The sequence below is a fragment of the Streptomyces sp. NPDC002328 genome, from assembly GCF_042890065.1.
Taxonomy (GTDB): Bacteria; Actinomycetota; Actinomycetes; order Streptomycetales; family Streptomycetaceae; genus Streptomyces.
The window spans coordinates 98126-111078 of the sequence record NZ_JBIARQ010000004.1 but is presented as its reverse complement, the minus strand read 5'-3'; the positions used below and the strand labels follow the sequence as shown (position 1 = coordinate 111078).

At 72.1% G+C, this 12953-nt stretch carries 10 protein-coding genes; 6 read left to right on the top strand and 4 right to left on the bottom strand.

Annotated features, from left to right (window positions below):
* The first annotated feature begins 47 nt into the window (after window positions 1-47).
* Both ACFYX4_RS12975 and ACFYX4_RS12970 read left to right on the top strand, forming a co-directional pair.
* Window positions 48-1514: an amino acid permease gene (locus ACFYX4_RS12975; protein ID WP_389330556.1), complete on the top strand. Its 1467-nt coding sequence runs from the start codon at window positions 48-50 to the stop codon at window positions 1512-1514.
* A gap of 79 nt (window positions 1515-1593) precedes the next feature.
* Window positions 1594-2076, top strand: a complete 483-nt coding sequence (locus ACFYX4_RS12970; protein WP_389330553.1) for an Appr-1-p processing protein — start codon at window positions 1594-1596, stop codon at window positions 2074-2076.
* A 74-nt stretch (window positions 2077-2150) separates the two neighbouring features.
* Here the strand turns inward: ACFYX4_RS12970 and ACFYX4_RS12965 are convergent, their stop codons facing one another.
* Window positions 2151-3656, bottom strand: coding sequence for a M1 family metallopeptidase (locus ACFYX4_RS12965; RefSeq protein ID WP_389330550.1), 1506 nt, complete (start codon window positions 3654-3656; stop codon window positions 2151-2153).
* A 199-nt stretch (window positions 3657-3855) separates the two neighbouring features.
* On the opposite strand from ACFYX4_RS12965, the gene ACFYX4_RS12960 reads away from it, so the two are divergent.
* Complete coding sequence (locus tag ACFYX4_RS12960; RefSeq protein ID WP_389330547.1) at window positions 3856-5808, top strand: Xaa-Pro dipeptidyl-peptidase; 1953 nt, start codon at window positions 3856-3858, stop codon at window positions 5806-5808.
* Window positions 5809-5999: 191 nt separating this feature from the next.
* Window positions 6000-7640, top strand: coding sequence for an ABC-F family ATP-binding cassette domain-containing protein (locus tag ACFYX4_RS12955; protein ID WP_389330543.1), 1641 nt, complete (start codon window positions 6000-6002; stop codon window positions 7638-7640).
* Between the two features lie 183 nt (window positions 7641-7823).
* Here the strand turns inward: ACFYX4_RS12955 and ACFYX4_RS12950 are convergent, their stop codons facing one another.
* The 3 genes from ACFYX4_RS12950 to ACFYX4_RS12940 form a co-directional block, all read right to left on the bottom strand.
* Entirely contained in the window at window positions 7824-10280 is a 2457-nt protein-coding gene (locus ACFYX4_RS12950; protein WP_389330540.1) for a Tex family protein, read from the bottom strand.
* Between the two features lie 90 nt (window positions 10281-10370).
* Complete coding sequence (locus ACFYX4_RS12945) at window positions 10371-10502, bottom strand: LPFR motif small protein (RefSeq protein WP_389330537.1); 132 nt, start codon at window positions 10500-10502, stop codon at window positions 10371-10373.
* Window positions 10503-10671: 169 nt separating this feature from the next.
* A complete protein-coding gene (locus ACFYX4_RS12940) occupies window positions 10672-11421 on the bottom strand; it encodes an enoyl-CoA hydratase/isomerase family protein (RefSeq protein WP_389330534.1) in 750 nt (249 codons plus the stop codon).
* A 122-nt stretch (window positions 11422-11543) separates the two neighbouring features.
* On the opposite strand from ACFYX4_RS12940, the gene ACFYX4_RS12935 reads away from it, so the two are divergent.
* On the top strand, window positions 11544-12182 hold the full coding sequence (locus ACFYX4_RS12935) for an HdeD family acid-resistance protein (RefSeq protein WP_389330531.1): 639 nt from the start codon (window positions 11544-11546) through the stop codon (window positions 12180-12182).
* 174 nt (window positions 12183-12356) lie between these two features.
* Window positions 12357-12887: an ATP-binding protein gene (locus ACFYX4_RS12930; RefSeq protein ID WP_389331698.1), complete on the top strand. Its 531-nt coding sequence runs from the start codon at window positions 12357-12359 to the stop codon at window positions 12885-12887.
* The last annotated feature ends 66 nt before the right edge of the window (window positions 12888-12953 follow it).

The window sequence follows — 12953 nt, the reverse complement described above, 5'->3', positions numbered from 1 at the left end:
AAACCCGAGCGCACGACGCCCGGGCGCACCAGAGAGTGGTACCCCCCGTGAGCAAGGACACCGTGCACACGGCCGAGGCCGTCTCCCACCCTCGGGCGGCCACGACCCCCGCGGACGCGGGCGACGCCGGCTACAGCAAGGACCTCAAGCACCGCCACGTCAACATGATCGCCATCGGCGGCGCCATCGGCACCGGCCTCTTCCTGGGTGCCGGAGGACGCCTCCACAACGCGGGCCCGGCGCTCGCGCTGGCCTACCTCGTCTGCGGCGTCTTCGCGTTCTTCGTCGTCCGCGCCCTGGGCGAGCTGGTCCTCTACCGGCCGTCCTCCGGATCGTTCGTGTCGTACGCGCGTGAGTTCCTCGGCGAGAAGGGCGCCTATGTCGCCGGCTGGATGTACTTCCTGAACTGGTCGACCACCGGCATCGCCGACATCACCGCGATCGCGCTCTACACGCACTACTGGAGCATGTTCACGAGCATCCCCCAGTGGGTGCTGGCGCTGATCGCGCTCGCCGTGGTCCTGGCCGTGAACCTCATCTCGGTGAAGATCTTCGGCGAGATGGAGTTCTGGTTCTCCATCGTCAAGGTCGCCACCCTCGTCGCCTTCATGTGCATCGGCATCTTCCTGCTCGCCACCCAGCACGAGGTCGACGGCCGGACGCCCGGCCTGAGCGTGATCAGCGACAACGGCGGCTTCCTCCCGCACGGCCTGATGCCCGTCGTCCTCGTCATGCAGGGCGTGATCTTCGCGTACGCCGCCCTGGAGCTGGTCGGCGTCGCCGCGGGCGAGACCTCCGAGCCGGAGAAGGTCGTCCCGCGCGCGGTGAACTCGATCATGTGGCGGGTCGGCCTGTTCTACGTCGGCTCGGTCGTCCTGCTCGCGCTACTGCTGCCCGGCTCGGCCTACTCCGCCGACCAGAGCCCCTTCGTCACCGTCCTGTCGAAGATCGGCGTCTCCGGCGCGGGCGACGTGATGAACCTCGTCGTCCTCACCGCCGCCATGTCCTCGCTGAACTCCGGCCTGTACTCCACCGGCCGCATCCTGCGCTCCATGGCGATGGCGGGCTCCGCCCCGAAGTTCACCGCCCGCATGAACCGCAGCCAGGTGCCCTACGGCGGCATCCTCCTCACCTGCGGGGTCTGCGTCCTCGGCGTCGGCCTGAACTTCCTCGTGCCGGAGCAGGCCTTCGAGATCGTGCTGAACGTCGCCTCCCTCGGCATCGTCAGCACCTGGGTGATCATCATGGTCTGCCATCTGGTCTTCGTCCGCCGCGCCAAGGCCGGCCTGCTCGACCGCCCCTCCTTCCGGCTCCCCGGCAGCCCGGTCACGGAGATCGCCACCATCGCCTTCCTGGTCGCCGTGCTCGTCCTGATGTGGAACGACCCCGAGGTCGGCCGTAAGACCCTGCTGCTCATCCCGCTGATCGCCGCCGCCCTCGTCGGCGGCTGGTTCGCGATCCGCCGGCGGGTGGCGCGGACGGCCGAGCGGGAGCTGACCGACCTCACGAAGTAGCCCGGCGGCTTTCCGCCTCGGCACGGCGGCCTCACGACGCTCGGAGGCCATTGTCAGTGGCACCGCCTACGGTGGCGTCATGTCGGAGATCACTTACGTCCGGGGTGACGCCACCGTGCCGTCGGTGAAGGGCGTCAAGGTGATCGCCCATGTCTGCAACGACATCGGGGGATGGGGAAAGGGCTTCGTGCTGGCGCTCTCCCGCCGCTGGCCGCAGCCCGAAGCGGCCTACCGCGCCTGGCACCGAGGGCGCGCGGCGAACGACTTCGGGCTGGGCGCGGCCCAGTTCGTCCAGGTCGAGCCGTACGTGTGGGTGGCCAACCTGGTCGGCCAGCGCGGCACGCGCACAGGCAGCAAGGGCGTCCCCGTGCGCTACGAGGCCATCGACGCGGCACTCGCGCTCCTCGCCGACAAGGCGGCCGAACTCGACGCCTCCGTCCACATGCCCCGCATAGGCTGCGGCCTGGCCGGCGGCAAGTGGTCCCGGGTGGAACCGCTGATCACCGAACGCCTGGTGAAGCGCGGCATCGCGGTGACGGTGTACGACCACGGGGAGGCCTGAGAGCACCGTGAGCGTCCGCGCGGACGGACACCGTCACCCGGGACGAACTCCTCGCTCAGTGCTCGTGCTCGTGCTCAGTGCTCGTGCACCCCGTTCGTCGCGGCGATCTTCTGCCATGACTTCGGCCGCTCGGGCGCGCCCCGCGTGCCGAGCGCCCGGGTCGACAGCGAGGCCTCGGCCGCCGCGGGCGCGGCCGGCTTCGACGGCTGGAACAGCCAGGTGTCGAAGAGCGCGGCCAGCGGCCGGCCGGAGACCTCCTCCGCGTACCGCTGGAAGCCGGCGACGGTCGCGTTGCCGTGGGCGTGCCGCTGCGGCCAGCCCTTCAGCAGGGTGAAGAACGCCTCGTCGCCGATCTCGTCGCGCAGCGCCTGAAGGGCCAGCGCGCCCCGGTCGTACACCGCCACGTGGAACTGGTTCTCCGGGCCGGGGTCGCCCGGCCGCACCGTCCAGAACGGATCGTCGGCCGGCCGGGAGGCGTACACGTAGTCCGCGATCTCCTGGGCCGTGCCCTCGCCCTCGTGCTCGGACCACAGCCACTGCGCGTACCGGGCGAAGCCCTCGTTGATCCAGATGTCCTTCCACCCGGCGACGGACACCAGATCGCCGTACCACTGGTGGGCCAGCTCGTGGACGACCACGGAGGTGTTCGACCCGTTGGCGAACTGCCGCGGGCTGTAGAAGGGCCGGGTCTGCGTCTCCAGCGCGTACCCGGTGGTGACGTTCGGGACGTACCCGCCGAGCGCGTTGTAGGGGTACGGCCCGAAGTACTCGGTCAGCCAGTCGGCGATCTCCCCGGTCCGCTCGACGCTGGCCCGCGCCGCGCCGTCGTGGGCGCCGAGGTCCTTGCTGTAGGCGTTGACGACCGGGACGCCGCTCTCGGTGCGGCCGGTCGTGATGTCGAACCTGCCGACCGCGAGGGTGGCCAGATAGGTCGCCTGCGGCTTGTCGGAACGCCAGCTGTAGCGGGTCCAGCCGGCCCGTGAAGTCGTCGACTGGAGCATGCCGTTGGAGATGGCCTGGGTGCCGTCCGGCACCTGCACCGAGACGTCGAAGGTGGCCTTGTCGAGCGGGTGGTCGTTGCTCGGGAACCACCACCAGGCCGACTCGGGCTCGTTGGCGCCGACCCCGCCGTCCGGCGTGCGGTGCCAACTGGTGAAGCCGTACGCCTCCTTGGAGGACGGGACGCCGCTGTAGCGCACCACCACGGTCACCGCCGCGCCCTTCGCCAGCGGTGTCCTCGGGGTGATCTCCAACTCGTGCTCTCCCGAAGCGGAGAACGCCGCCTTCGCGCCGTTGACGCGCACCTCGCTCACGTCGAGCAGGAAGTCCAGGTTGAACCGCGACAGATCCTGCGTCGTCTTCGCGAGGATCGTCGCCGTGCCCTCCAACCGGTCCGAGGCGGGCTGGTACTTCAGCCGCAGGTCGTAGTGGGAGACGTCGTAGCCGCCGTTGCCGTAGGCCGGGTAGTAGGGGTCGCCGATGCCCGGCGCGCCGGGGGAGACGCTCGCGGCCGACGCCGGGATCGCCAACAGGACGGACGCGGCGGCGAGTGCGCCCGGCGCGATGAGTCTGCGGTGCACGAAAGCTCCAAGCCGTGGGGGGACGAGGTCTGTCGGGAGCCTACGAACTCCCTGTGCCCGGGACCTGCCCAGCGCCGCCGCTGTCACACGATCGCCATTCGGCCGTCATGACCCGACCGTCCATCGACGTGTTCCGGCCACAGTCCGCTCACAAATGCCCTCTTCTATACATGAGTTGACCGCTGTACCGTCCAGGCGCATGCCGATACGCACGCGCTTCACGATCTGGAGACCGCTCACGGCCGCGGCCGTCACCGCCCTGGTGGCCGCCTTCCTCACCCCGGCGACCGCCCACGCCGCCCCGCGCGAGAGCAAGCCGGTGTACTCCTACGAGAACGCCGTCCGCGAGGCCGTCTGGGTCGACACCCGGCTCGACGGCGACGGCGACGGAAGGACCGACCGGGTCGCCGTCGACATCGTCCGCCCCCGCGAACCCGCCGCCCGGGGCCGCAAGGTGCCCGTCATCATGGACGCCAGCCCCTACTACTCCTGCTGCGGACGCGGCAACGAGAGCCAGCGCAAGACGTACGACGCGAACGGGGCCGTCGCGCAGATGCCGCTGTTCTACGACAACTACTTCGTGCCGCGCGGCTACGCCTTCGTCGGCGTCGACCTGGCCGGCACCAACCGCTCCGACGGCTGCGTCGACGTCGGCGGCCGGTCCGACGTCCTCTCCGCGAAGGCCGTCGTCGACTGGCTCAACGGACGCGGCGCCGCCTACACCGCCCGCAGCGGCGGCACCGCCGTCAAGGCGACCTGGACCGACGGCGCGACCGGCATGATCGGCAAGAGCTGGGACGGCACCATAGCCAACGGCGTCGCCGCCACCGGCGTGAAGGGCCTGAAGACCATCGTCCCGATCAGCGCCATCTCCTCCTGGTACGACTACTACTTCCAACAGGGCGCCCCGCTCTACGACTCCGGCCCCGACTGGCTGTCGAACTACGTCGACAGCCCGGACGCCCGCACCAAGTGCGCCGCCGTGCAGCGCCGGTTGGTCGAGCAGGCGCCCCGCACGGGCGACTGGACCCGGCTGTGGACCGAACGCGACTACGTGAAGGACGCGGGCAAGGTCGAAGCCAGCGTCTTCCTCGTGCACGGACTCCAGGACCTCAACGTCCGTATGAAGCACGTCGGCCAGTGGTGGGACGCTCTCGCGCGGCACGGCGTCGAGCGCAAGATCTGGCTCTCCCAGACCGGCCACGTCGACCCCTTCGACTTCCGCCGCGCCGCCTGGGTGAAGACCCTGCACCGCTGGTTCGACCACGAACTCCTCGGCTACGACAACGGCGTCGACCGCGAGCCGATGGCCGACGTCGAACGCCACCCCGACCAGTGGGTCACCTCGAAGGTCTGGCCGCCGCGCGACACCCGCACCGCCACCCTGCGGCCCGCCCCCGGCGCCCACCCCGGCGTCGGCGTCCTCGGCCTGCGCAAGGGCAAGGGGACCGCGACCTTCACCGACGACCCGCGGCTCGGCGAGACCGACTGGGCCGCGCGGATCGACGCACCGACCCCCGACAAGGCCGGCTTCGTCACCGCGCCCCTCACCCGTGACCTGCGCCTGTCCGGCTCCTCCGAGGTGACCGTCACCGTCACGCCCACCACCGCGACGGCCCATCTGAGCGCCGTCCTCGTCGACCTCGGCCCCGACACCGTCCGGGACTACGCGGCGAGCGGCGAGGGCATCGTCACCCTCGCCGAGCGCACCTGCTGGGGGGTGAGCAGCGCCGGCGACAGCGCCTGCTTCAGGGAGACCGCGGCGCGCACGGCCGACGTCGGCCACACCGTCGTCAGCCGGGGCTGGGCCGACCTCGGTACCCACGCCCACGCCGGGAAGGGCTCCGCGCTCACTCCGGGCCGGCCCTACTCGATCACCATCGACCTCGCGGCCACCGACCACGTGGTGCCCGAGGGCCACCGGCTGGCGCTGATCGTCGCCGGCACCGACAAGGACCTCGTCGACCCGCCCGTCGACACCCCGAGCCTCACCCTGGACCTGTCCCGCACCTCGGCCCGGGTCCCGTTCGTCGGCGGCGCCCGCGCCTTCGCCGCCGCTACGGCGACGGCCGGAGCGACGGCGGCCACGACACCCGGCACCGCACCGCGGGACGGCGTACGGGCGCCGACGCGCACCCACCGCGTGCCGTAGCCCGACTGTCCCGGAGGGGGCGGCACCGACCGTCCCGGAAGGGGCGGCGCAGGCCCCTCCCGGAGGGGGCGGCACCGGCCCGACCGCCGCCCCCTCCGCCCTTCCCCGCTCCCCGACGCGTCACGGCCACCGCGGTGAGGCGAGACCGTCGCGCACCGCGCCGCCGCGGGCCGACTAGGATCTGGCGTCTGATGACTGCCACCCTCGTCGCCAAGAACCTCGCCGCCGGCCACGGCGACCGCTCCCTCTTCTCCGGGCTCGACCTCGTCGTCGCGCCCGGCGACGTGATCGGGCTGGTCGGAGCCAACGGCGCGGGCAAGTCCACGCTGCTCGGGCTCCTCGCCGGACTCACCGCGCCGGAGGAGGGCGAGCTGCGGCTCTCCCCGCCGACCGCGACCGTCGGCCATCTGCCCCAGGAACCGGAGCGCCGCCCCGGCGAGAGCGTGCGCGCGTTCCTCGCCCGCCGCACCGGGGTCGCCGAGGCGCAGCGCGCCATGGACGAGGCCACCCAGGGCCTGGTCGACGGGGCCCCGGGCGCCGACGACGCCTATGCGACGAGCCTGGAGCGCTGGCTCGGCCTCGGCGGCGCGGACCTCGACGAGCGCGCGGAGGAGGTCGCCGACTCCCTCGGCCTCGGCGTGGACCTCGACCAGCCGATGACGTCCCTGTCCGGCGGCCAGGCCGCCCGCGCCGGCCTCGCCTCCCTCCTCCTCTCCCGCTACGACGTCTTCCTCCTCGACGAGCCGACCAACGACCTCGACCTCGACGGCCTGGAGCGCCTGGAACGCTTCGTGAAGGGCCTGCGCGCCGGGACCGTCGTCGTCAGCCACGACCGCGAGTTCCTCACCCGCACCGTCACCAAGGTCCTCGAACTCGACCTCGCCCAGCAGCGGATCAACCTCTACGGCGGCGGCTACGACGCCTACCTGGAGGAGCGCGAGATCGCCCGCCGGCACGCCCGCGACGACTACGAGGAGTACGCCGACAAGAAGGCCGCCCTCCAGGACCGCGCCCAGACCCAGCGCTCCTGGATGGACAAGGGCGTGAAGAACGCACGCCGCAAGGCGGGCAACGACAACGACAAGATCGGCCGCAAGTTCCGCAGCGAGGCCAGTGAGAAGCAGGCCGCGAAGGCCCGGCAGACCCAGCGCATGATCGAACGCCTGGACGTCGTGGAAGAGCCGCGCAAGGAGTGGGAGCTGCGCATGGAGATCGCGGCGGCCCCGCGTTCCGGCGCGGTCGTCGCCGGCCTGCGCGACGCCGAGGTGCGGCGCGGCGACTTCGCCTTCGGCCCGGTCTCCCTCCAGATCGACTGGGCCGACCGGGTCGCGGTCACCGGAGCGAACGGCGCGGGCAAGTCGACGCTGCTCGGCGCGCTGCTCGGCCGGATCCCGCTGGACGCCGGGCACGCCGCCCTCGGCTCGGGCGTCCTGGTCGGCGAGGTCGACCAGGCGCGGAAGCTGTTCCACGGCCCCGAGGCCCTGCTCGACGCGTTCAGCGCCGCCGTACCCGACACCGAACCGGTCGAAGTACGCACCCTGCTGGCCAAGTTCGGTCTGAAGTCGGACCATGTGCTGCGTCCGGCGGCCACGCTGTCACCGGGGGAGCGGACCAGGGCCGCCCTCGCCCTGCTCCAGGGCCGGGGCGTCAACCTCCTCGTCCTCGACGAGCCGACCAACCACCTCGACCTCCCGGCCATCGAACAGTTGGAGTCCGCCCTCGACGCCTACGAGGGCACGCTCCTCCTGGTCACCCACGACCGCCGCATGCTGGACGCGGTCCACGTCACCCGCCGCCTGGAAGTGGCGGACGGCAAGGTGACCGAACACTGACCGCTCCGCTGGAAGCGCCGCGATGTGCCGTTGTTCGTCCGCGGCACCGTCGTGGCTGGTCGCGCAGTTCCCCGCGCCCCTTCGGGGTGCCGCCGAAGCCGGTGCGAGAAGGCCCGGCTTGCTGGGCACGGAGAAGGGCCCGGCCTCCGCGAGGTGCGGGAGCCGGGCCCGTCGTTCAAGGCGTCAGCGCTTGTTCTTGGGGTCGACCAGCCCCGCGCGCCGCAGCGCGTCGGCCATCGCGCTGTTCGCCGGCGCCGGAGCCTGCCGCCCGCCGCCCGCGCCGCCGCGCTGACCGCCGCCCCGCTGGCCGCCGCCCTGCTGGCCCGCACCCCGCTGACCGCCGCCGCCTCCGCCGCGCTGCCCGCCCTGCCGCTGCTGCGGCGCACGTCCGCCGCCGCGCTGCGGCCGGCCGCCCTCGCCCGGTGAACCGCCCTTCGGGGCGGCCTCGTCGTCCAGCCGGAGCGTGAGCGAGATCCGCTTGCGCGGGATGTCGACGTCCAGGACCTTCACCTTGACGATGTCACCCGGCTTGACCACGTCCCGGGGATCCTTGACGAACGTCCGCGACAGCGCGGACACGTGCGCCAGCCCGTCCTGGTGGACGCCGACGTCGATGAACGCCCCGAAGGCCGCCACGTTCGTCACGACGCCCTCCAGGACCATCCCGGGCGCCAGGTCGGAGATCTTCTCCACGCCCTCCTTGAAGGTGGCCGTCTTGAACGCCGGACGCGGGTCGCGCCCGGGCTTCTCCAGCTCCTTCAGGATGTCGGTCACGGTCGGCAGACCGAACGTCTCGTCCACGAAGTCGGCCGGCCGCAGCGAGCGCAGCGCCGAGGTGTTGCCCACGAGCGCGGCCACCTCCTGCCCGGACGTCTTCACCATCCGCCGTACCACCGGATACGCCTCGGGGTGCACGCTGGACGCGTCCAACGGGTCGTCGCCGCCGCGGATCCGCAGGAAGCCCGCGCACTGCTCGTACGCCTTGGGGCCGAGCCGGGGCACCTTCTTCAGCGCGGAACGCGAGGTGAACGGCCCGTTGGCGTCGCGGTGCGCCACGATGTTCTCGGCGAGCCCTGAGGTGATGCCGGAGACGCGGGCGAGCAGCGGCGCGGACGCGGTGTTCACGTCGACGCCGACGCCGTTCACGCAGTCCTCCACCACCGCGTCCAGCGAGCGCGACAGCTTCACCTCGGACAGGTCGTGCTGGTACTGGCCGACGCCGATCGACTTCGGGTCGATCTTCACCAGTTCGGCCAGCGGGTCCTGGAGCCGGCGGGCGATGGACACCGCGCCGCGCAACGACACGTCCATGCCGGGCAGTTCCTGCGAGGCGAACGCGGACGCCGAGTACACCGAGGCGCCGGCCTCGGACACCATCACCTTCGTCAGCTGCAACTCGGGGTGCTTGGCGATGAGTTCACCGGCGAGCTTGTCGGTTTCGCGGGAGGCGGTGCCGTTGCCGATCGCGACCAGGTCGACCGCGTGCTCCTTCGCCAGCCGCGCGAGCTTGGCGATCGCCTCGTCCCACTTGTTGGCCGGCACATGCGGATAGATGACGTCGGTGGCGACCACCTTGCCGGTCGCGTCGACCACCGCCACCTTCACGCCCGTACGGAAACCGGGGTCCAGGCCGAGGGTGGCGCGGGTGCCGGCCGGGGCGGCCAGCAGCAGATCGCGCAGGTTCGCCGCGAACACGTCGACCGCCTCGTCCTCGGCGGCCGTGCGCAGCCGGAGCCGCAGGTCGATGCCGAGGTGGACGAGGATGCGGGTGCGCCAGGCCCACCGGACCGTGTCCTTCAGCCACTTGTCGGCCGGCCGGCCGCGGTCGGCGACGCCGAACCTTCCGGCCACGATCCCCTCGTAGGACGAGGGCCCGTCCGTGGGCTCCTCCGGCTCCAGGACGAGGTCGAGGACCTCCTCCTTCTCGCCACGCAGCATCGCCAGGATGCGGTGCGAGGGCAGCTCGGTGAACGGCTCGGAGAAGTCGAAGTAGTCGGCGAACTTCGCGCCGGCCTCCTCCTTGCCGTCCCGCACCTTGGCCGTCAGCCGCCCACGCCCCCACATGCGCTCGCGCAGCTCGCCGATCAGGTCGGCGTCCTCCGAGAAGCGTTCGGTGAGGATCGCCCGCGCGCCGTCCAGCGCGGCCTGCGGATCGGCGACGCCCTTGTCGGCGTCCACGAACGCGGCGGCCGCGGCGAGCGGATCGACGCCCGGATCGCCGAGCAGCCCCTCGGCGAGCGGTTCGAGCCCGGCCTCCCGGGCGATCTGCGCCTTCGTCCGCCGCTTCGGCTTGTACGGCAGATAGACGTCCTCCAGGCGCGCCTTGGTCTCGGCGCCCCGGATCCGCGCCTCCAGCTCGTCGGTGAGCTTGCCCTGCTCACGCACGGACTCCAGGATCGCCGCCCGGCGCTCCTCCAGCTCCCGCAGATAGCGCAGCCGCTCCTCGATGGTGCGCAGCTGCGCGTCGTCGAGCGTCTCGGTCGCCTCCTTGCGGTAGCGGGCGATGAAAGGCACCGTCGAGCCGCCGTCCAGCAGCTCCACGGCGGCCTTCACCTGCCGCTCCCGTACGCCGAGCTCCTCGGCGATCCTGCCTTCGATGGACCCTGCTGCCATGGTCGCGCTGGACCCGGGTGTCGTCACGATCCCGTACCGCCTTCTCCACTGAGGTTGCGCCGCAATTGTGGCAGGCGACGCCGAGTCTCGTGGATCAGGGCGGATCCCGGGCGGGCCTCAGGCCCTGCCGCGCCGCGTCGAGGCGGACGCGCCGCCGAACAGCCGGGCCACGGCCCGGAAGGGAAGCGTCACGACGGTGGCGATGGCGCCACCGATCTGCCGCAGCACATCAGCGATAGCACGGAACACGAAGCACTCCTTTCCTTCTCCGGCCACCGCGGCCGGAGGTGAACGGGTACCTCGCCGACAGCCGATCATGCTCGTCCGCCGTTCCGCCGATGGCGGAAAAGGTGCGCAACTCGTCGTTGCGGACACTCCACGCCCCGCGAAGAATCGTCCGCATGGCCCAGCGAACTGTTCATCCTGACGTGGTCCAGGTGAAGCGCGGCTCCCTGCGGTCCAGGAACGCCGTGACGCCCTCCGCGGTGTCGGCGGAGGCGCGGGCCTGGGCGGTCCAGTGGGCGTCGCGGTCGGTGCGGCCGTTCGCGAACTCCTTTGCCGCGGCCTGGGTCAGCTGGGACCGGGAGACCAGGATCCGGGTGAACTCCTCGACCCGGCCGTCCAGTTCGGCGGCGGGCAGTACCTCGTCGACCAGGCCCGTGCGCAGCGCCCGCTCGGTGTCGATCAACTCGCCCGAGAACAGCAGGTACTTGGCGGTGGCCGGACCCACCAGGGACACCAGCCGCCGGGTCGCGGAGGAGGCGTAGACGATTCCGAGCTTCGCCGGGGTCACCCCGAACAGGGCGCCCTCCTCGGCGAAGCGCAGGTCGCAGGCGGCGGCGAGCTGTGCCCCGCCGCCCACGCAGTGCCCGCGCACCACCGCGAGCGTCGGCTTGGGGAACGCGGCGAGGGCCTCCTCGGCCCGCACCGACAGCTCCTGCGCCTCGTCGGGCGAGCCCTGGAGCGTGGAGATGTCGGCCCCCGCGCAGAAGGTGCCGCCCGCCCCGGTCACCACCAGGGCCCGTACGTCCTTGTCGGCGGCCAGCCGGTCCAGCAGCGGCGGCAGCGCCCGCCACATCGCGGCGGTCATGGCGTTGCGCTTGGCCGGGTGGTGCAGGACGACGGTGGCCACCGAATCGGTGACACCGTGCAACAGTTCGGGCTCCATGCGCCGGATGCTAACCGCCCGCCGACGTCCATGATCGATGCCCGGCCAGGTGAGCGGCACGGCATCGAGGGCAAAGGTGACATAGGCACCCCACGAGGGGAGCGTGATGTGAGGAGGCTCCCATGGCCGCGTCCACCCGCCCCCACGGCGAGGCGGCGAAGCTCCGCAAGGGCTTCGGCCGGCTCACCGTGCTCGGTGTGATCCTGGTCGTAGCCGGCCTCGTCGGCCTCGTCTACACGGGGCTCGCCACGCTGACCTCGATGCTGCTGTTCGGCTGGCTGCTGCTGGTCGGCGGCGTCGTGGGGCTGCTGCACGCCGTCGAGTCGCGCGACGGCAACTTCTTCTGGCTCGGTCTCGTCGTCGCCGCCCTGAACCTGGCCGCCGGGGTGGTGGTCATCCGCAGTCCCGACACGGCCGCCGACGCGCTCACCATGTTCGCCGCCCTGCTCTTCCTCACCGGCGGACTCTTCCGGCTGGTCGGCGGTCTGATCGTGCGCGGCCCCCAGTTCGGCTGGACGCTCCTGCTGGGCGCCTTCGACCTGCTCCTCGGCGTCCTGGTGCTGGCGAAATGGCCGAGCAGCAGCCAGTACGTGATCGGCTGCTTCTTCTCCCTCGCCCTGCTCTTCGACGGCCTCGGTCTGATCGCCACCGGCTTCGGCGGCCGGCGCATCGTCGGCATGGTCTCGGAGCGGCCGGCCGTGCAGGACGCCCCGGGGGACGAACCGGGCGAGCGTCCCGCCAAACCCGTACAACCTGAATAGTGCGCGAAAGCGGCACGAACCCGACAGGAGCGGTCGCTTTCCCGGCTGTCTCGGGCAGTAGCGGTTGGGAACGCTCGATATCTGCTGACTTGTGTTCAGTCGTCGGGGGCCGTGCGCCCCGGTGCCAACACTCGACGTGTGGTGACAATCGAGCGCGAGGGTGGCGACCGGACGATGGACGACGACGGGCGCGGGCCCGGCCCACGCCCCGACGGCGAACGCCCCGACGGCGCAGCGGGTGAAGCTCCCGAGCCCGCCGCCGACGCGCTCCGGCCGCTGCCGTACGAAGGGGTCTGGCGGTTCACCGCCGCCGCCGTGGACGCCTCCGTCCCGCGGGCCCGCCACGCGGTGCGGGACCTGCTGTTCCGCCAGGGCGTGCCGGTCTCCGACGACATGGTGCAGGGACTGCTGCTGATCGTCTCCGAACTCGTGACCAACGCCGTCCGGCACGCGGCGGTGCTGTCGCCGACGCTCGGCGTGGAGGTCGCCGTCGGAGCCGACTGGGTGCGGGTGTCCGTCGAGGACAGCCACCCCTACCGCCCGACCGCCCTGGAGACCGACCACGGCCGCACCGGCGGCCGGGGCCTCCTCCTCGTCCGGGAGATCGCCCGGGAGGCGGGCGGCGCGTGCGACGTCCAGCGCACGGAGGGCGGCGGCAAGGTGATCTGGGCCGTCCTGCCGCTCAAGCCCGCCCGCACCTCCTGACCGCGAGCCTCACCCGACGGCGGGCCTCATCCGACGGCGGGCGTCGGACGCCGGACGCCGGAGGCC

Bases quoted from the DNA above. Each gene is read 5' to 3' on its own strand.
- ACFYX4_RS12955 (WP_389330543.1), top strand. From the start codon at position 6,000: ATGACTGCCACCCTCGTCGCCAAGAACCTCGCCGCCGGCCACGGCGAC.
- ACFYX4_RS12930 (WP_389331698.1), top strand. From the start codon at position 12,357: ATGGACGACGACGGGCGCGGGCCCGGCCCACGCCCCGACGGCGAACGC.
- ACFYX4_RS12935 (WP_389330531.1), top strand. From the start codon at position 11,544: ATGGCCGCGTCCACCCGCCCCCACGGCGAGGCGGCGAAGCTCCGCAAG.
- ACFYX4_RS12960 (WP_389330547.1), top strand. From the start codon at position 3,856: ATGCCGATACGCACGCGCTTCACGATCTGGAGACCGCTCACGGCCGCG.
- ACFYX4_RS12970 (WP_389330553.1), top strand. From the start codon at position 1,594: ATGTCGGAGATCACTTACGTCCGGGGTGACGCCACCGTGCCGTCGGTG.
- ACFYX4_RS12940 (WP_389330534.1), bottom strand. From the start codon at position 11,421: ATGGAGCCCGAACTGTTGCACGGTGTCACCGATTCGGTGGCCACCGTC.